Consider the following 20,662-nt stretch of genomic DNA (forward strand, 5'->3'; position numbering starts at 1 on the left):
TCTTAAAGAGTATTTAAAAAAACGTTATAAGCTTAATAAAGTTTAATTTGGTCATTAAAACCTCAGTAATAATGATTAAAAAGACTTTATTTTTTTATGCAGTTCTATTTAGTACAACTGTTTTAATTGCTCAAAGCACCTTAATAAGAATGCCATCTATAAGCCCAGACGCTTCTAAGATGGCATTTAGTTTTGATGGTGATATTTGGGTACTCGATTTAAAAACAAATCAGCCTAAAAGGCTAACAATTCATCAGGCTTATGAGACCAATCCTACATGGAACTCAGAAAGTAATCAGTTAGTTTTTACTTCTAATAGAAGAGGAAATACAAATATTTTTAAAACAGGTTTAAATGGAGGAATTCCTAAACAATTAACCTATTACCCTACAACAGATACACCGAGTCAGTGGAATGCTGATGGAGAAATTATATTTTCTAGTAATAGAATTTATAAAGGAACAGAAAGAGAAACATCAATTTATAAAATTAACGAAAACGGAGAAACTCCTAATCGTTTTATGACTGCTTTAGGGAGTCAGGCTTCTATATCGCCTAACGGTAATTTAGTTGCTTTTGTAAAAGGAACTTGTAGAATTTCTAGAGAAGATTATAACGGTCCTGCACAAAGAGATATTTGGATTTATAATATAAAGACCCAAGAATATCATCAAATTACTACAAGTAACAAAAACGATCATTCTCCGTTTTGGGATGCGCAAAGCAATTTGTATTATATAGGTGCAGAAAGCGGTAGATATAATATTTACAAAACTGTATTAAATACAAACGGTAGTAAAAGTAGTACAGAAAATAAGTTAACAGATTTAAAAGTTAATGGTGTTTTATCTTATTCTGTAAGTAACAATGGTACTATTATTTATAACAGCGGATTAGATGTTTTTAAAATAGAAAACGGATCAACATCAAAAATAAACCTAAACTTAGCAACAGATAATAGATTTGAGTTAGAAGAAACGGAAACTGTTTCTAACGGCATTAAAGATCTATGTGTTTCGCCAAACGGAAAATTAATAGCGTTAAGTATTAACGGAGAAATTTTTGTAAAAGAAAATAATAAGGATAAAAAGAAAACAAATAATGTTAGTAATAACCCTTTTAAAGAAGATAATCCTTTTTGGATAGACGATAATACATTAGGTTTTTTATCAGATAGAAATGGTCAAAATGAGTTGTATAAAGTTGTTTCTACAGATGATAAAGTAAATTTAAGTAGAAGTTTAAAAACGAAAGTTACAAAACTAACAAAAAGTAAAATTGATGTTTTTGAACCATTAGTTTCGCCAAACGGAAAGAAAATTTCTTATAGAATTGGTAGAGGACAATTGGTAATTGCAGATTTAAAAGAGGGTAAAATAGTTAACGTTAAAAGTTATTCTGATACTTGGGCAGCAGCAGAAGGAGTTTCTTGGAGTCCAGATAGTAAATACATTGCATATTCTCAAGATGATTTAAATTTTGATAGTGAAATTTATATTCAGTCTATAGAAAATCCATCTAAAAAGATAAATGTTTCTATGCATCCTAGATCAGATTCTTCTCCGGCTTGGAGTCCAGACGGAAAAAAACTTTCTTTTGTTTCTAATAGAGCAGGAGATAGAGGTGGTATTAATTATGATACTTGGATGATTTGGTTACAAAAATCTGATTGGGAAAAAACCAAAACAGATTTTGAAGAAGGAGATTATTACAGTTCTAATGAAGATGTTAAAAGCAAGGATGAAAAGAAAGTAGTTGCTGTAAAAATTGATGAAGATAAAATTTACGACAGACTTGTACAGTTAACAAATTGGGCAGGTAATGAAAGCGGAAGATTTTTTAGTGCAGATAGCAAGAGTATTTATATTGCAGCTTTAGATGCAACAACAGGTGAAAATGGTTTGTATAAATTAGACTTAAAAGGAGGCAAACCAAAATTAGTTAAAGGGGTTGGTAGTTTACGTGGTTATAGTTTACATAAGGATAACTTATATTATGCAGCAACAGGAAAGTTAAAATCTTTAAACTTAAAATCTGATAAAGTTTTATCTTTTTCTCATTCAGCTACCTATACAACTAACTTTAGTAAACTAAATGAACAAGTTTTTGAAGAAGGTGTTAGAGCAATTACTGCAGGTTTTTATGATCCTAAGTTTCATGGATATAATTGGGATAAAATTGTAGAAAGATACCGACCAATGGTTTTGGCTGCCCAAAGTAAACATGACTATTCTTTTATGTTTAACAATATGTTAGGGCAATTAAATGCAAGTCATATGGGATATAGAGGTAAAACGCCAGAAAAAGTTTCTAATGATAATATTGGGCTATTAGGCTTAGATGTTTCTAATGTAAAAAAAGGAGTTAAAATTAACTTTATTTTACCTAATTCTGCTGCAACAAAAACAACAGTTTCTTTGCAAAAAGGAGATGTTATTACAAATGTAAACGGAAAAGAGATTAAAGAAAATACCAACTTTTATAGTTTATTAAAAAACACTTCTGAAAACGAAATCTTATTAACTTTATCAGATAAAAGAGAAGTTGTAGTAAGAACAGAATCTACAGGTACTATAAGAGATTTACGTTATGAAGAATGGATAAACTCTAGAAAAAAGTTAGTTGATGAGTATTCTAACGGACAACTAGGTTATATTCATATACAAGGAATGAATTTACCAAGTTTTGAGCGTTTTGAAAGAGAGTTAAAAGCAAGTGGTTATGGTAAAAAAGGAATTGTAATAGATGTTAGAAATAATGGTGGTGGTTGGACTACAGATCGTTTAATGGCTGTTTTAACAGTGCAACAACATTCTTATACTGTACCAAGAGGCGCAACTGATAATTTACAAAGAGATAACAAAAATTTCTCAGGTAATTATCCTTTTAACGAAAGAGCTTTATTGGCTGTAAATACAAAGCCTTTAGTTGCTTTAACAAATGAAAGCAGTTATTCTAATGCAGAAATTTTTGCACACGCATTTAAAAGTTTTAAGTTAGGTAAAGTAGTAGGGCAACCAACCTTTGGAGCTGTAATTTCTACAGGTTCTCAAAGATTGCAAGATGGTTCTATTAGAATGCCTTATAGAGCTTGGTATGTTAAAGAATCTGGTATGAATATGGAAAACGGACCTGCAGTACCAGATATTTTAGTACAAAATAAACCGGGATGGAAAGCAAGGGGAGAAGATGATCAGTTAAAGAAAGCTGTAGAGGTTTTATTACAAGATTTAAATTAAATAATTAATAATAAGCATAAAAAAAAAGCGAAACTTAATAAGTTTCGCTTTTTTTTTGTAGTTTAAAAACTAGTTTAGTTATTAACGCTAATTAATTTTATATCGAAAGCTAAAGGAGTGTAACCAGGGATCGTATTATATCCATTTTCTCCGTAACCTAAAGTATAAGGAACTAAAAGAATACCTTCTCCACCTTCTTTAAAGTAAGGAATTCCTTCTGTCCATCCTTCAATTACTCCATTTAAATTAAATGCGACACCACTAACACTACTTTCATCAAAGATAGTTCCATTTAAAAAAGTTCCTTTGTAAGCAACAGTAACATTAGAGCTGCTTGTTGGTTGTGTTCCGGTCCCTTCGTTATTCACGACATAATACAAACCAGATTCAGTTTTTGTGGCAGTTAAATTATTGTCTTCAATATATTGTAAAATTGCAGCTTCATTTTGTTCTTCATAGTTATCATAAACAGCTAAAACTTCTATTTCAAAAACTAAAACAGTTCCACAAGGAATAGATCCAGTAGCGTTTCCTGATTCTCCAAAAGCTAATTCGGAAGGAATAATTAAAGTACCACTTCCACCTTCTTTAAATAGTTGAATTCCTTCACTTAATCCTGGGATTAAGGTGCTTAAGTTAAGTGTAATAGATTCTGTTTCGCTAGTATTAGTTCCATCTAAAAAATAGGTTTTATATTTAAGATCTACAATAGAATTTTCAGTTGGAGTTTCTCCTGTACCTTCATTGTTTACTGAATAATATAAGCCAGATGCTGTTTTTGTAGTTACTAAGTCATTACTCTCAATATATTCAATAATGTCTTCGTCTGTTTGAGGTGTGCAAGTAACTTCATCATCGCTAATACAAGAGGTGAAAAGAATTACTGATAAAAAAAGTGTTAAGTAGGATTTCATTCTATATTTTTAAGATTTGGCGCTAATATAAAATAATTACAAATGATTATAAATTTAAATTATATAAACTATTCCTAAAATTTTGTTATATTATTAACTTAAAATAATAAAAATATGGAATTACCAAAAAGAGCAGGAAATAGATCTCTAGCAATAGAATTAGAAGAAGGAAAAAACTATGCATGGTGTACTTGTGGTTTGTCAGAAAACCAACCTTTATGCGATGGGAAACATAGAGGAACAGGTATGAGCCCGAATGTCTTTACAGCAGAGAAAACAGAAACAAGAAATTTATGCGCTTGTAAAGCAACTAAAAGCGGGCCTTTTTGTGATGGTTCTCACAAATAAAGATATTTTATTTTTTAAAGTATAATTACCATTAATTAATAGACTTCCTTAAAAATCTTCTTAAATTTGACTATTAATTTGATTTATGATTAAAAATTTAATTAGATATTTTAAGGGCATTTATTTTATTAAAGCATTTTTAGTTGCTTTGGCAATGGTAATTGCTGTAATTGTCTCCGTATATTTTTTCGATAGTTTTGATGTAGGGTTTAGTGTTGCTTTAGGCGCTATTTTATGTGCACCATCAGATGTTTCAGGTAGTGTAAAGCATAAGTTTTATGGAATGCTAGCTTCTATAATTTTAGCCTTTTCTATCACATTTTTAATTGGTTATTTTAATAATTACCTTCCTGTTTTAGTTCCTTTATTAATCATTTTAGTCTTTTTAATTTCCTATATATCTGTATTTGGTTTTAGAGCTTCTTTAATTTCCTTATCCGGTTTAATAGCCTTGGTTTTGGCTTTTGGACATCAGAGTACAGAGATTAGTATTTTTGAACATTCATTATTTATTGTTTTAGGAGGTGTTTGGTATTTAATTTTAGCAATTTCAACACAACTATTATTACCTAGAGTTCAAGCAGACTATTTGTTTGTTGAATTGTTAGAGAAAACAGCAGAATTTATAAAAATAAGAGGAAAACTGTTAGCGGAAGAAAATGACAGAACAAGTCTTTTAGAGGAAAACTTTAAATTGCAAACAGCTATTAATGAACTTCAAGAGAATATTCGGGAAGTTGTTTTAGAAAAAAGATTCAATTCCGGGTTTAGTAATAGAACAAGACGTCAGCAATTAATTTTTTCTAAAATTATTGAAATCTATGAGCTTGCTATTTCAAATGCCATTGATTATGAAAAATTCGATACTTTATTTAAAGAGCACCACGAGAAAGTAGATGAATTTAAACTTCTCATTTTTGAAGTTTCAGATAAACTAAATCATATTTCAAAAGTTATTTTAAAGGAAGAAAAGCTTACGTATAAAAATAATTTTAAAGTTTTAATTAAAAAAATAGAAAATCATATTCAAATTTATAAGGTAGATATTGGCTTGCCAGAATCTAGAGAAGGAGTCATTTTTCTATTAAATTATAAAGCGTATCAAGAAAAGCAAATTAGTAACCTAATGGATATCGTTAGAATTTTAGATAACTATTCTAAAAACGATAAAATTAGAGCTATTAAAGATGCAGAACAGTTTTTAACGCCTCAAGATTATGATGTTAAAAAGCTAAAAGCAAATTTCACTTTTAAGTCACCTATCTTTAGACATTCTTTACGATTAACACTTACCATGCTTATTGGTTTTGCTATTGGTTTTGTTATAGAAATGCAACAATCTTATTGGATTTTGTTAACGATAGTCGTTATAATGAGACCGAGTTATGGTTTAACCAAAGAAAGAACAAAGAATAGGGTAGTAGGTACGTTAATAGGAGCAGCTGTAGGAGTTGGAATTATTTTTTTAACTCAAAATCCAGTCATTTATGCTGTAATTGCTGCCGTTTCTTTAATAATAGGTTTTTCTTTAGTGAAGGAAAATTATAGAAATGCAGCAGCTTTTATTACGCTATATGTCATTTTTATGTATGCTTTAATTCACCCTAATATTTTAACCGTTATTCAGTTTAGGGTTATTGATACTCTTATTGGTTCTATGTTAGCATACGTTGCAAATTATCTTTTTTGGCCTGCTTGGGAAGCTAAAAATATTAAAGAAGTTTTATCTAAATCAATTGAAGGTTTTTCTGAGTTTTTAAAACAAATAGCAGTTTTTTATCACGAGAAAGGAGAAGTACCTACAGTATATGCTTTGGCTAGAAAAGAAGCTTTTTTACAAGTAGGAAACTTAAATGCAGCATATCAAAGATTGGCTCAAGAACCAAAATCTAGACAAGAAAATATTGCAGTATTCTATGAGCTTATAACGATTATTAATACGTATTTGTCTTCTCTTTCTTCTTTAGGGATGTATATTAGAACGAATGAAACAGGTAAGGTACCAGAACAATTTGAAGTTTATATAAAGCACATTTTATCGAATTTAGAAAAGGCAATGGAACTCTTAAACAATTCGGAATCTACTATTTGTTTGGAAACAGAAGAGTTAGGTATTGCTGCCAAGAACTATGATGATTATTTTCAAAGTTTATCAAACCAAAGAGACAAAGAAATAGAAAAGGGATTGCCCATTACAAAAGAAATGAGATCTCAATTACATGAAACACAAATGGTCTCTGAACAAGTTAGATGGTTGTTAAGTTTGTCTGAAAGTTTGATAAAAAACATTAAGAAAATTTAGTTTTTTATCAAACTTGTATTCAATTTAGAAAGTGTTTTTAATAAACTTTTTCACCATTTAAGAAAGTAGAAACAGCTTTTGTTTTCGGTATATTATTGCCTTTAACTTTCATAATATCTTGGTTTAAAATTACAAAATCTGCAAATTTACCAACTTCAATAGAACCTTTTTCGTCTTCTTCAAAATTAGAATAAGCTGCCCAAATGGTCATTCCTTTTAAAGTTTCTTCTCTGGTTAAGGCATTTTCCATCTGAAAACCATTTTTAGGATAATTGTTAAGGTCTTTTCTAATAGTAGCTGCGTAAAACGTTAAAAACGGATTTACTTGCTCTACCGGAAAATCGGTACCCAAAGCAATTTTTCCATATGTATTTAATAAGTCTTTAAAAGCATAAGCACCTTTCATTCGCTCTTTGCCAATTCTTTCTTCTGCCCAATACATATCTGAAGTTGCATGCGTTGGTTGCACAGAAGGTAATATATTATCAAAGTTTTTAAAATCATCAGGAGCAATAATTTGTGCATGTTCTATTCTCCAACGTCTGTCTTTTTCGTTTTTTAAAACTTCTTTATAGGTTTTTAAAAGCCACGTATTTGCAGAATCTCCAATAGCGTGCGTATTCATTTGAAAATTGGATGCAGCAATTTGCCTTGCAATTTCTTGATATCTCTCTGGGCTATAAATTAAGGCTCCAAAATGGTTGTCTCTATCAGAATATGGTTTGCGCATCGCAGCTCCTCTAGAACCCAAAGCGCCATCTCCATACACTTTAAAAGAACGCACGTTTAATCTGTCGGTTTTTACAATGCCGTTGTTAATATAATAGTCTATTTCTTGTTGATTATCGCCAGAAACCATTGCATAAATACGCATTTTTAAATTTCCTTTTTGTTGTAAACTATCAATTAATTCAATTGTTTTTTTGTTGATTCCTGCATCATCCACCGTGGTTAAACCGTAAGAAAAAGAAATTTGTTGTGCATCTAATAACCCTTGAATTGCTTCTTCTTTTGTAGTTTCTGGAAACTTGATAAAATCCATGGCAGCATCAATTAAGACTCCAGTTAATTCCCCATCTTTCAAAATAATTTCTCCTCCAGAAACTTTGGTGTCTTTTGTTATTTCTGATAAATCAATTGCTGCTTGATTTACCAACAAAGCATGACCATCAACTCTACCAACAGCAACAGGAGTTGTTGGAAATAATTGATCTAATTTTTCTTTAGTAGGAAATTCTTTTACTTCCCAATCATTCTGATCCCATCCACGACCCGTAATAAAAGTGACGTTTTTTTCTTTTTGAAAAGCAACAATTTTATCTAAAACTTCGTCGTAACTTTTAGTGCCTTCTAGAGATACTTTTTGTTGCTGTAATCCCATTCTGAAAAAATGACAATGAGCATCAATCAAACCGGGTACAATTGTTTGATTTTTTGCGTCAACTATATTTTCAGATTGATATTTTTCTTGAATTTCTTTCGAAGTTCCTACAGCAATAAACTTTCCGTCTTTTATAGCAAAAGCTTCTGCTTTTTCAAATTGATTATTTACTGTATAGGTATTAGAATTGATGACAATTACATCTGCTTTTTGTTTTTTATTATAAGAAGTTAATACACTTATTATGGTGAATAAGAAAATAAGTTTTTTCATTTAAGGTAATTTTAATTTTATGAATTTAAGTAAATAAGATATAATAAATACATCAATAAAAATTGTAACGGAATTCTAATAATGGCTATTTTTTTAGAGCCAACGGCTGGTCTTTCTTTGGTAACATCCCAAATATGAATGGGTAGAAAAAGAACCATCAGCATAAAAATACCAATGGCAGCATTTTTTACTGTAGATGGAAAAAATAACCCTAAGCCTAATATAAACTCAATAACCCCTGCAACATAATTTACCAATCGCTTCGGTAAAAAATTGGGTATAAAGTGTTTAAAAATATTGGGTTTTATAACGTGCATAATTCCTGCGAAGCAGAATAAAATACCAAAAAATATTTTTAAAATCAGCATGAAAATGTCCATGGAATTACGGTTTTACCGGAGTATTGTTATATAAATATTTATCCATTAGATAAATAATGCTTGCCATTGAGGCGCTTCCTAACTCTAACTCGCGTTTGTTTACTTTGTCAAAAGTATCTGTGCTTGTATGGTGATAATCAAAATAGCGTTGAGAGTCGGGTCTGTAACCAACCAAGGTTACGTTTTCTGCCTTAAGCGGACTAATATCTGCACCAGAACCACCTTTGTCTAAATCGTGTAAACCATAAGGAGACAATAGTTTTTTCCAGCTTTGTAACAATTTTGTATTAACAGTATTTGCATCAATAGAAAAACCTCTAGGTGTATGTCCGCCACCATCAGATTCTAAAGCTCCAATATGGTTTTCTTTGTTTAGTTTTGCCAGTTCAGCATATTTTTTTGCACCTTTTGTTCCGTTTTCTTCATTCATAAAAAAGACAACTCGTAAGGTGTTTTTAGGCTTAATATTATTTTTTTTAAATAAGTAAGCAACTTCTAAAGATTGTACAATTCCTGTACCATCATCATGTGCGCCTTCCGCTAAATCCCAAGAATCTAAATGCCCACCAACAACAAAAACATTTTCTGGAGTTTCAGAACCTTTAATTTCTCCAACAACATTAAAAGAAGGAGCGTCTGGTAAAGTTTCACAACTTTGTTTAAAGTAGAATTTTAAATTAGGATTTGCTTTTAAATCATCACTTAAAATATTTGCAGCTCTAGAGCTTATTGCAGCAGTTGGTATGTGTTTTTCTTTAGGTAAATCTCCATAACTCATGGTTCCCGTATGCGGATAATCATCAACAGCATTGGTCATAGAACGTACAATTACACCTTTTGCACCAAAGTTTCCACAAACTGAAGCTCCTTTAACTCGTTGGTCTACGCAACCTCCATATGCTTCAAAAGTTTTTATTAAAGTATTATCAAACGGACGATTAAAAAAAATGATTTTATCTTTCATTTTATCGCCTAAAGCAGTTGCTTCTTCTAAACTTTTTACTTCTATAACTTCTGCTAAAACACCTTCTTTAGACGTTGCAATAGAAAAGCCTAAAGCACAAATGGGTACATTTTTTTGAACGCCGTTTATTGCATAATTAGCAACTTCTTTTTCGCCACGAACCCAATGAGGTACCATAACAGGTTGTAGCCAAACAGAATCTAAACCGACTTCATTCATTAATTTTTCTCCCCAAATAACGGCTTTTTCAGCTTCTGGAGAACCTGACAAGCGACCACCAATATTCTGAGTTAAAACTCGCAACCATTCATAAGATTTACCTTCTGTTAAAGCAGTGTTGAATAGTGTTTTTATTTTAGTGGAATCAATTTTTTCTTCTGCAGAAAATTGGTTGTTGTCTATTGGTTTTTCTTGTTTTTGATTACAAGAAATTAGTAAGATTGATGATAAGAATAAGAGTAATAACTTTTTCATGTTGGGTAGTTTATTTGATTCTATAAAGCTACAAAAATGAAATGACTATTTATTTAATTTGAAAATGAATATGATCATCATGTCTAACGGCACCACAACCATGAAATCTAATTTTAGAATTACGGAGGTTTAACCTGTTTTTAAGATGAGGTTCTATAAAAATTTTACTAATCGCATCTTCTTTTAAGATTTGTATAATAAGGTTTTTGGTTGCTTTTTCTGATATTTTTAAATCTGAGTGAAAGCTACCTAATGTAAAATACTTAGTAAAGTCATATTGCCAAAACCCTTTTTTCTTACAAATATTGGTTTGGTTGGTTTCGCTTTTTTTTGGAGCAACAAAGACTCCGTAACCACTATTAGAAGGTTTCGTATTTGTATTTACACCTTTTTCGGTTTGATATATAAATGATATGTCAATCTTTTTACCATCATTATGACTTAAATGAGGAAGTAGCGGAAATCCATCAAAAAAAGGAAAATTAGCATCTAAATACACCACTTTTAATGAAGGCGATTCTTTATTCATTTTTAAAGAAATACTTGTTAATACTGCTTGCATTTTAGGCGTTACATAATTTCTATTAAAGAGTTTGGTTAGAAAATTATGAGCTTCTAAGTTTTTATTGTTTTCAATTTTAACACGTCCAAACAACGGTGCAACTTTTGGAACAATTAAAAAGGTTGTTAATATATATAAAGAGATGAAAAAGAATGTTCTCTTTACTTTATATTTTGATACTTTATTAGAAATCAACAAAAATGTAATTACATATAAAATGCCTCCAATTTGAGTTGCTACAGTTAGAATTATGAAAATTAATACATGTAGAATTCCTTTAAAAAAATAGTTACTTCTCATTTAGAATTTTACGAGCCTCAGAAAGTATGTTTCTATTTTTTCTTGCATTTGCGTTGGTCATTGCGTTTATTTCTGTAATAACTTCAGTTAAAATCTCTTTAGCTGCCTCTTTTTTGTTATTCCTAATTAAGAATTTAGAGAGTTCAAGTCTTTCATTGTAATGAGAGTAACGGATATCAATTTTTCTCAATTGAATTTCTGCCAACTCTAGTTCTCCTTTCTGCTCTAACGCTAAGCCGTAAAAAAAGAGTGTTTCTTTAAAGTTTTTTTGAAGGTCTATTTTGGGAGCATATGCAATAACCTTATCGTAACCTTGAATGTTATAATAACAAATAATAAGTTTGTTTATAGTGTGTGGATCGTCTTTAAAGTTACTTTCTAGCGCATTTTCATAGTGTTCAATTGCGTTTTGATACTCTTTGTTTTGTGCATACGCATCGGCTAAATTAATCTTGTTTTGAAATGTGTTAGAGAATTTTAGAGCTGTCTCTAATTCTTTAATCTTCTTGGTAGGATTAATTATAGTTGTAATTTCCTCTGTTATCTGTGTAACATCTGTTTTGTTTATTACTTGTGTTAAAAGATAAATAATACAACCAATTACCGGAATAAAGAATATGATAAAATACCAATACATATTGTTTCTATTCTTATAGACATGGTATGCACAATAAATTTGAAGTCCAATAATTAAGTAATATAACATAAAATTAATTTGGTAAAAAGGTTGCTTTTAAACAGGTTTTTAAAAATCGAACTTATAGGTTAAACCACCAAGTATTTGAGCTCCTTGCGTATTAAAGTTTGCAAAACGTTGGTACTCTGTGTTTAAAACATTGTTTAACTTTAGAAAAGCCGAAAACTTATCGTTAAAATGATACCCTCCGTTTAAGTTTACATCGGTAAAAGATGCTACGTTTTCTGAACCATTTTGGGCAGTTGGATATTGGCTTGTGTAAAGCGCATCTTTTCTTTCGCTAACATAGAAAATATTAGCACCTGCAAACCATTTATTTGTTTTGTATTTCGCAGAAATACTTCCTTCTACAGAAGGTAAGTTCCAAGCTTCTACTTCATTTTCTAATGTGTAACTATTGTATATTCCTTGCAATCCGAATGATAAGTTTTTAGAATATTCATATTCTAGTTCTGTAAAGAAGGTGTTGGTTTTTACATCATCATAACGAACATCAAAAGAATTTCCATATTCATACCCTTTCAAATCCATGCTATTATAAGTAGTATTGGTTCCGTCAGACTTAGAATTGTTTCTTATAAACATTGGTTTGTCTTCTTCAGACTTAAAACTTGCTTTTACATTAAAACTTAAATCGTCTACAATCAGACCTTTAAAACCTAAAAAGAGGTTCGATTTTTCTAAAGTTTGCGTTATAAAAAGTGTTGGCGATACGTAAGGATTTTCCTCTGTAAAGTTTTTGTAAGTATTGGTATGTAAGTCACCCGTAATACCTGCATACACATTTAAATATTCTTCTATAATTGGTCCTTCAACAAAAACATCTGGCAGTATAAAAAAGTTGTTAGCGCTGTTTTCTGAATCAAAAGAGGCAATTAATTTAAGTCCAGGTTTTATAGAAAAACCTTCATACTCCATTTTATATTGAGGGTTTATGTTGATGGTAGAGGTACCGTATTTTAAAGGATTAGAATTGCTGTAATCGTTTTTAAATTCTCCTTTTAAAAACTCGATACTGGTTGCTACAGAGATATCATTTAAATTAGGCAGTAAATAATCTAAAGGCAAGTTTAATTTTGCTTCAAATTTAGCCAAGGTTTCGCTACTTTCATGGCCATCTGTATAGTTTGCAAAGTTTACTTTTCCTGATTGAATATAAGAATCTTCAAAATTGAATTCCCCAATTAAATCAAAATAATTAAATACTTGCTCTTCATTTATTGCTGATATAGTTGGCTCTGTAAAAGTAATATCTGGTAAACCGTACCAATTATAAAGATTTCTTTCAGAATTTAAAGTTACTTTCCAATCGAAATAACGTTCCTGTTGTTTGTAAAATGCTCCAATATTAAAATTAGAAAAATTACTGTTAAGTACTGAGTTTTTAACATTGTCTAGAGATGCTAAATACTTTGCATTAAAACCAAACTCGTTTTCGTAATTAGTACTATGGGTTAGATACGTTTCTAAATATGGAGTTGTATAATTCCCGATACCTGCGGCTAAATAGTTCTTGTAGACCCTTTCTTTAACGCCTACATCAATGCCTTTTACAACACCACTTTTAGGAATAAAAGTAGAGGCAACTGGAGCAGAAAAAATAGTATATTCTAGTTTTTTCTTTTCGCTGTTTTTAAGCAATTCTATTTTAGGGTTTTTATTAATTTTTTTGGCATCAGAAATTTTAGGATTGTATTTTGTTACAATATTTACAATTTCTGTTTTTACGGTGTCTTTAGCCTGATCCTTTTTTTGAGCGTTTAAACTTAAAAATGAAAAATAGACTAGAAATAATGTGAAACCTTTTTTCATTATTTTTTATTGTTTTTAATTGTGTTGTCCTCTTTAATAGGAGTTACTGAGTTATTAGTTTTGGCTTCGTTTTCTTTTATTGTTTTTAGCTCTTTTTTAGCTTCTTCTACAATGTCTTCAAATTGTGTAAAGTTTTTAATGATGTTTTCTAACACAAAAGTAGCCTGATACACATCTTGCAAACCATAATAATTTTTACCCATTATTATATAACTTTTTACAGCCCAATATTTATAAGAAGAGTAATTTGCTATTAAATTCTGAACCGTTTTATTAGAGTCTAAGTATTCTTCTTGTTGATTTTTAAAGAAAGCATTATAAAATAAGGCCTCTGCTTTTAATTCTCCGGTAGCTTTACGTTCTACTTCTGTATAATATTCTTCAGCAGTATAAAAATCTTCGGTTTTAAAAGAAGCACGTGCAATAATTATTTTGGCATCATTTTCTAATTGGCTATTCAACTTCTCTTTTGCAAGAATTTTTTTAGCGTATGTAATAGCTTGGTCATAAGCTTCGGTTTCATAATAACCTTTCATTAGATTACTCTGTGCAAATAATACATTCTCGGTAGAATAAGCTTCTAGTTCTAATCGATCTAATATTTGTATTGCATTCTCAAATTCATCTCTTTCAAGAAATATTTGAGCTAATTTGGCTAGAGAATCTTCACTATATTCATTTTGTCCTTCTTCTAAAACATTTTGATAATAGGCAATAGCCTTGTTAAATTCTTTTTCTTTAAAAAGGATGTCTGCCAAATAATAATTTGCCTTTAACTTGTGAATTCCTTCAGGAAAAGAAATGGTGTATTTAGAAAGTGCTCTAATAATTTCACTACCATCTTTTGCTTCAAAGTATTTTTTCTCCGCCACAGCAAAGGTTGTATTGTCTAAATCTGAATCTGTAACATTGATAAATTTTAAGCCAGATATCCAATCTACATACTCGTTTAAATTGCCATTGTCAATATAAACATTTCTAGCATTCGCAACTGCTTCAAAAGCATCTGGAGAATTTGGGAACTGTCTGGTTGTTTGTTTAAACTTTTCTAATGCTTTTTTACTATCATTTTCACTATAATACAATAGACCTTGACGTACTAATGCTTTTGGTAGAAAAATACTATTTGGATGTTTTTCTATCAATCTGTTGTAAGCATTATGTGCATTGTTATTCTCTTTTATTACAGTATATGTATTTGCAAGTTGAAATAAAGCATCATCTTTTAAGTTAGAAATCTGGTATTTATTTACCACATTGGTAAGCGCTGTAATTTTAGCTTGATTGTCTTCTATAAAACCATAACTCATTCCAATTTGATACTGCGCATAATCTGCTTCTGCACCATAGGTATTAACAACCGTAGTGTAAGCATCAATGGCGCTTCTGTAATTTCTAATGGCAAAGTAACTATCACCTAAACGAATGTATGCATCGTCTTTAATGTCTTTTTCTAGAGAACCATCTTTTAAGAAGTTCTCGAAAGATACGGCTGCATTTGCATAATTTTTTAGTGTAAAATTACTGTATCCTATATTGTAATCAATTAGTTTAAAATCTTCATCTTTTGATTTCAACTCCTTTTTTAAAGCAGTAAATTTGGAAAGTGCTTCTTTTGGGTTGTCTAATTGGTACAAAGTTTCTGCTTCCCAATATTTAGATTTTTCTCTAATAGATACGTCTGTTGCTTTTTTACCTGTAACAAACAAAGGCAATGCTTCTTGTAATTTTTGATCATTAAATAATTGAATACCTCTGTACAATGAAACTTCAGAAATTAATGAATTATTTTTTTCAGTTTTCTTTTCGTTCAGAAAGACTAAAGCACCTTTAAAATCTTGTTGATGTAAGAAAGAAGAAACTACTAAGTCGTTAATTTCTTCATAAGCTGTAGATTTTGGATATTCTTTTAAATACTCTTGTAAAACTTCTGCAACACTTTTAAAAGGGTTTCCTGCTTCATAACTCAATTTGGCGTAATTTAAAGCAGCATCTTCTTTAATTTTTCTATCAAAATCCATTTCAGAAGCAGTTTTAAACGCATTTAAAGCCTCTGTCTTTTTCTCTAAATTAAGGTAACATTCACCTAAATGATAATACGCGTTTTGAGAAATAAAGTTTTTCTCATCTATAATTTTATTAAAATTACTAATCGCATTTTCAAAATCGTTTTGTTTGTAATATGCATATCCTAATTGATAAAAATCGGTGTTGTTCCATTTTCCTTTTTTACCGGTATATGCTTTTAAATACGGAATTGCTTCACTGTATTTTTCTAAATTGAAATAGCTCTCTCCAATTATTTTAGAAATCTCCGATCTATCTTTTTTAGGAAAGGTGTTAATTAGTTCTTTACCAACTTTAATACAACGTTCAAATTTACCAGCTTGAAAACTAATGTCTAATAAATAATAAGAAATTTCTACACGGTAGGTTTCGTTGTCTGCAATTTCTTTAAACGTAGATTCAGCAATGCCATAATCTTCTAATTTATACGCAATGTAACCATAATAATACCTAGCATCATTTCCGTATTTAGCATCATTAATTAATGGAAGAAATTTTTCTTTGGCTAAAGGCAAATTGTTGCTAATTACATAAGAATACCCCATTTTAAAATCGAGTTCCTTTTTATCCTCCTTAGAAAGGTAAGTAGCATCTACTTTTTGGTACCATTTAAGTGCATAAGCTGCTTTTTTATTAGCAAAGTAATAATTTGCAACTGTAAAAACTGCAGTATTTTTTTTACTACTATTAGGATTTTCTTCTATAAAAGTAAGCACTTTTTTATCTGCGTCTGGCTGTTTTAATCGTACAGCACACATGGCATCATAATAAGCAGCATCTGCTTTTAAATTAGAGCCAAGAGTAGCCGTCTCGTTTATTGCCATAAAACTTGTTTGTGCCGCAGCATAAGCTTTATTATTAAACAATTTTATAGCATTGTTGTATTTTGTGAAAATATTAGTTTCTACAATTGTTTGCTGACTATAGCCAACAAAAACAGTTAGCAATAAGAAACAAGTAATAAAACGTTTTTTTATAAAAACAAACTTCATATAATTAATTTTGATACCTAGAATGAATAACGAACTTATTTTAATTTTGTTTGATGTTAGAAGAAAAAAATATGAAAAAATATTTTAATTCAAAAATAAGAATTGTTTATAATTCATGGTATAAAATCGTTCAAAACTTTTAAGTTTGTAAAAACAAGTTTTTTATGGAAAAACCAGTCTTATTTTTAGAGAACGCAGATATTTATCAAAGAGAAAATTTGGTGTTGTCTAATGTAAATTTATCAATACAAAAAGGAGAGTTTTATTATTTAATTGGTAAAACAGGAAGTGGAAAAAGTAGTTTAATGAAAACTCTATACGGGGATTTAAAATTACAAAAAGGCGCGGGGAGTATTGTTGACTTCGATTTAAAGAAAATAAAAGAAAAAGAGATTCCTTTTTTAAGACGAAAAATAGGAATTGTTTTTCAAGATTTTAAATTATTAAGCGATAGAACTATTTTTGGTAATCTAGAGTTTGTTTTAAAAGCTACTGGTTGGAAAGATAAAGTTAAAATTAAAGAAAAAATTGACGAGGTTTTAGATAAAGTAGGGATGAAATCTCAAGCTTACAAAAAAACATACGAGCTTTCTGGAGGAGAACAACAAAGAATTGCTATTGCAAGAGCGTTGTTAAATGATCCGGAATTAATTTTAGCAGATGAGCCAACAGGTAATCTAGATCCAAAAACTTCTTTAGAAGTGATGGAACTTTTAAATGAAATTCATAAAAGTGGAAAAACCATTTTAATGGCAACGCACGATTATCAGTTAATTGTAAAATTTAAGCAAAAAACATTAAAGTGTGAGGGAGGAGAGTTGTTTGAAGTAGCCCAAAAAGCAACTACTTAATGCTATCTGTTCTTATACCAACATATAATTACAATACTTTTTTTTTAGTTAAAGAAATACATCAACAATTAATTTTAGAAGACATACAATTTGAAATTATTTGTTTGGATGATGGCTCTAAGTCACCTTTAAATAAAAAAAATAAGGAGATAAATAAACTTTCTTTCTCTAGTTTTAAAAGCTTAGAAAATAATATTGGTAGAAGTGCCATTAGAAACTTACTAGCAAAAAAAGCAATATATAATTGGTTGTTGTTTTTAGATGCTGATGTTATTCCTGTAAAATCTAATTTTATAAGAAACTATATACATTGTTTCAAAAAAGATAAAACTGTTTTTTGTGGAGGCTTGTTATATGAAGATAAAAAAGAAAATTTCAGATTACTACGTTATAAATTCGGAAAAAAGCACGAAGAAATTTCTGTAGAAAAACGTATAGAAAATCCTGAAAAGTTTTTTTTTACCTCTAATTTTTTAATTCAAAAAGCAATTTTTGATGATGTGATTTTCGAGCAAAAATTAACACAGTACGGTAGAGAAGATTTGTTATTTTCTTTAGAGTTGATAAAGAAAGGATTTATAATAGAACATATAAGTAATGAGGTTTATCATTTAGGTTTAGATAAAAATGATTTGTTTGTTTCTAAAACAAAAAAAGCGATGGAAAACCTTATTTTTATTGATAAACAAAGTTTAATTGATACAAAAGAAATGCCTTTATTAGAATTGGTGAGAAAAATATCAATCCTAAAAATGACAAGAATAGTTGGTGTATTTCATCTTTTCTTTGAAAAGTTAGCTATCAAAAAATCTTCAGTTTTTTTCTTAAATTGTATGAAAGTAAGTTATATGTGCCACTTAAAATTAAAACATGAATAGAACTGAAATAGCCCGTTTAATTTGCGCTAAATTAACTTCAAATAAAGAAGCTTTAAAAAGTCAGTTTTTAGAATCGAAAGATACGATTGGTTATTTTTTTATAGATGATTTTTTGCCTAAAGAGTTGGCTACAGAAATTTACAATAAATTTCCTACAACAAAGGAAGCTGTTAGAAAAAAGAACTTAAGAGAGTTTAAATTTACAGCCTACCAAATGGATAATTACAACACACTTTTAGAAGAAGTTATTTATGCATTTCAAGACAAAAGAGTAGTGGGTTTAGTTTCAGAAATTTGTGAATTAAAGGAAGTGTATAGCGATGAAAACCTGTATGCTGGCGGACTGTCTTTAATGGAAAAAGATAATTTTTTAAACCCGCACTTAGATAATTCTCATGATAAGGATAGAAATAGATGGCGCGTTTTAAATCTTTTGTATTATGTAAGTCCTGATTGGACTGCAGACAATGGAGGTAATTTAGAAATTTGGCCAGAAGGATTACAAAAAAAAGCAACTACTATAGTAAGTAAATTTAACAGGTTGGTTGTTATGACAACACATCAAAACTCATGGCATTCTGTAAGTAAAGTAGAAAAGGACGCGGTTAGATGTTGTGTGTCTAATTACTATTTTTCTAACACACCTATTTTAGTTTCAGATACTTTTCATGTAACAACATTTAGAGGAAGATCTTCAGAAAAAGTAAAAGATGTTTTTTTAAGAATAGATAATACTTTGCGATCTAGTGTACGTAAATTATTTAAAAAAGGCATTAGAGAAAACCCGCATCAATACAAAAAATAGCTATTTTAAATGATTAAAGATTGATAATAGCTTTTCTTCTTGATGCTCCCAAATCAATTCTTTTTTTGCTTTCTTTAACTCTGTAGAAAAATCTTTTTCAAGTACTTTTTTTATTTGTGCAGCAAGTTCTTTTGGGGTTCTATTTTTAACGATTTCACCTACCTTATAATTTAGTGCAATTTGTTTCATTTCGGGTAAATCAGAAACTAAAATAGGGACTTTGGCTTGTATATAATCGAATATTTTGTTTGGTAAAGCATATCTGTAATTTAATCCTAGATCTTCTTCTACACTTATTCCTAAATTGGCTAAAGGGGTAAGTTTGTGTAATTCTACTGGAGTGATTTTACCTAAAAAATAAATGTTGTTATTTAAATGTTTTTCATTTACTTGCTGTTTCAGGTTGTCAATAATATCACCATAACCAATAATTACTAAAAGTGTATTTTCTAAAAAAGGCATGGTGTCTATAATTAATTCTAAGCCTCTTCCTAAATTTACTGCACCTTGGTATAGAATGATTTTTTGGCCTTTATTATTAAAAGGAAACGTACCTAACTGAATTTCTTTTTCTCTAGGTAAATTCATAATTGTTTTAAAGTCCGTATGGTATTTTTTATGATAATACGCTGCAATACTTTTACAAACTGTGTAGTTGTTTTTAAGTTTAGGAAGTATCCAAGCTTCTAAATGAGACCAGCATTTTTTAACAAAAGGTTTGTGTACCAATTCAGGTATTTCTGGAAACAACTCATGACTGTCATAAACTATTTTTTTCCCTTGTAGCCAACTCACTAAAAAATTAGGCAACAATGTATCTAAATCATTAGACAGTAAAATATCTTTTTTAGAAAAAAGTAAGATAAAAAATAAACGCAAATTGTATTCCGCATAAAACAAAAAGCCTTTGTTGCATATTAAAGGAATTCTTTTGGTGGTGTAAGGTCTGTTTAACTGAGCGCTGTTTTCTAATCTTCTACCTATTAAAACAACTTCAAAGCCGTTTTTATGTAATGTATAGCAAACCTTATCAACACGTTGGTCTGTTGATAAATCATTTGTGACAGAAACGATTATTTTTTTCAATTTTTTTGCAGTATCAAGCAAAAATATGGTTTTAATTATCAAAATCATAAAAATGCGAGCCGTTATATCAATTCCTTTTTTATCAATTACCTTTTTAGAAAATTAAATGTAGTTTTGTTTAACTACTATGTAGATTATCAGTAAATTAACTATCATTAATCCTTTCCCCCAAATGCCTAAATGCCCATCATGTAACTCTAGTTTTAGAAAAAGACTCGCTAGGAGTTTGGTTTTAAGATTAATTCCCAATTCAAAATTTTATAGTTGTCATAATTGTAAAACTAGATTTTTAAAAGTTCCTTATTTTTATAAATCCATCGTATTAAAAAGGTTTAAA

General features: G+C 29.7%; 15 protein-coding genes. 6 read left to right on the plus strand and 9 right to left on the minus strand.

Going from position 1 to position 20,662, the window contains the following annotated elements:
* Positions 1–71 precede the first annotated feature (71 nt).
* On the plus strand, positions 72–3,239 hold the full coding sequence (locus WHD08_RS16190; protein ID WP_165732544.1) for a S41 family peptidase: 3,168 nt from the start codon (positions 72–74) through the stop codon (positions 3,237–3,239).
* Between the two features lie 74 nt (positions 3,240–3,313).
* On the opposite strand, the gene WHD08_RS16195 is transcribed toward WHD08_RS16190, so the two are convergent.
* A complete protein-coding gene (locus WHD08_RS16195; RefSeq protein ID WP_306771850.1) occupies positions 3,314–4,153 on the minus strand; it encodes an FKBP-type peptidyl-prolyl cis-trans isomerase in 840 nt (279 codons plus the stop codon).
* 114 nt (positions 4,154–4,267) lie between these two features.
* Here WHD08_RS16195 and WHD08_RS16200 point away from each other — a divergent pair, with 114 nt between their 5' ends.
* A complete protein-coding gene (locus tag WHD08_RS16200; protein ID WP_165732545.1) occupies positions 4,268–4,501 on the plus strand; it encodes a CDGSH iron-sulfur domain-containing protein in 234 nt (77 codons plus the stop codon).
* Between the two features lie 85 nt (positions 4,502–4,586).
* Positions 4,587–6,803 carry an FUSC family protein gene (locus WHD08_RS16205; RefSeq protein ID WP_165732546.1) on the plus strand — a complete coding sequence of 739 codons (2,217 nt, stop codon included), beginning with the start codon at positions 4,587–4,589 and terminating at the stop codon, positions 6,801–6,803.
* A gap of 37 nt (positions 6,804–6,840) precedes the next feature.
* Here the strand turns inward: WHD08_RS16205 and WHD08_RS16210 are convergent, their stop codons facing one another.
* Genes WHD08_RS16210 through WHD08_RS16240 form a run of 7 tightly spaced genes read right to left on the minus strand, consistent with a single transcriptional unit; the run spans position 6,841 to position 16,705 of the window.
* Positions 6,841–8,457, minus strand: a complete 1,617-nt coding sequence (locus WHD08_RS16210; protein ID WP_165732547.1) for an amidohydrolase — start codon at positions 8,455–8,457, stop codon at positions 6,841–6,843.
* Between the two features lie 17 nt (positions 8,458–8,474).
* The gene (locus WHD08_RS16215; RefSeq protein WP_165732548.1) at positions 8,475–8,837 is read right to left on the minus strand and encodes a DoxX family protein; all 363 of its coding nucleotides are present in this window, start codon (positions 8,835–8,837) and stop codon (positions 8,475–8,477) included.
* A 4-nt stretch (positions 8,838–8,841) separates the two neighbouring features.
* A complete protein-coding gene (locus WHD08_RS16220) occupies positions 8,842–10,275 on the minus strand; it encodes a M20/M25/M40 family metallo-hydrolase (RefSeq protein ID WP_208890048.1) in 1,434 nt (477 codons plus the stop codon).
* A gap of 49 nt (positions 10,276–10,324) precedes the next feature.
* Entirely contained in the window at positions 10,325–11,137 is an 813-nt protein-coding gene (locus WHD08_RS16225; protein WP_165732550.1) for a hypothetical protein, read from the minus strand.
* Positions 11,127–11,843: a hypothetical protein gene (locus WHD08_RS16230; protein WP_208890047.1), complete on the minus strand. Its 717-nt coding sequence runs from the start codon at positions 11,841–11,843 to the stop codon at positions 11,127–11,129. Before WHD08_RS16230 ends, WHD08_RS16225 begins: the two co-directional genes overlap by 11 nt.
* Before the next feature lie 39 nt (positions 11,844–11,882).
* The gene (locus WHD08_RS16235) at positions 11,883–13,646 is read right to left on the minus strand and encodes a hypothetical protein (RefSeq protein WP_165732552.1); all 1,764 of its coding nucleotides are present in this window, start codon (positions 13,644–13,646) and stop codon (positions 11,883–11,885) included.
* Positions 13,646–16,705, minus strand: coding sequence for a tetratricopeptide repeat protein (locus tag WHD08_RS16240; protein ID WP_165732553.1), 3,060 nt, complete (start codon positions 16,703–16,705; stop codon positions 13,646–13,648). The genes WHD08_RS16235 and WHD08_RS16240 overlap by 1 nt, the downstream gene beginning before the upstream one ends.
* A 164-nt stretch (positions 16,706–16,869) precedes the next feature.
* On the opposite strand from WHD08_RS16240, the gene WHD08_RS16245 reads away from it, so the two are divergent.
* The 3 genes from WHD08_RS16245 to WHD08_RS16255 are packed head-to-tail and all read left to right on the plus strand — an operon-like array spanning position 16,870 to position 19,239.
* Positions 16,870–17,556, plus strand: coding sequence for a cell division ATP-binding protein FtsE (locus tag WHD08_RS16245; RefSeq protein ID WP_165732554.1), 687 nt, complete (start codon positions 16,870–16,872; stop codon positions 17,554–17,556).
* Positions 17,556–18,434 carry a glycosyltransferase family 2 protein gene (locus tag WHD08_RS16250; protein ID WP_165732555.1) on the plus strand — a complete coding sequence of 293 codons (879 nt, stop codon included), beginning with the start codon at positions 17,556–17,558 and terminating at the stop codon, positions 18,432–18,434. Before WHD08_RS16245 ends, WHD08_RS16250 begins: the two co-directional genes overlap by 1 nt.
* Complete coding sequence (locus WHD08_RS16255) at positions 18,427–19,239, plus strand: 2OG-Fe(II) oxygenase (RefSeq protein WP_165732556.1); 813 nt, start codon at positions 18,427–18,429, stop codon at positions 19,237–19,239. Before WHD08_RS16250 ends, WHD08_RS16255 begins: the two co-directional genes overlap by 8 nt.
* Here WHD08_RS16255 and WHD08_RS16260 read toward each other — a convergent pair whose 3' ends face one another.
* Positions 19,240–20,325 (minus strand): glycosyltransferase, encoded by a 1,086-nt coding sequence (locus WHD08_RS16260; RefSeq protein WP_208890046.1) that lies wholly within the window; start codon positions 20,323–20,325, stop codon positions 19,240–19,242.
* Positions 20,326–20,662: the final 337 nt, after the last annotated feature.

It is taken from the genome of Polaribacter sejongensis (assembly GCF_038024065.1).
GTDB classification, from domain to species: Bacteria; Bacteroidota; Bacteroidia; order Flavobacteriales; family Flavobacteriaceae; genus Polaribacter; species Polaribacter sejongensis.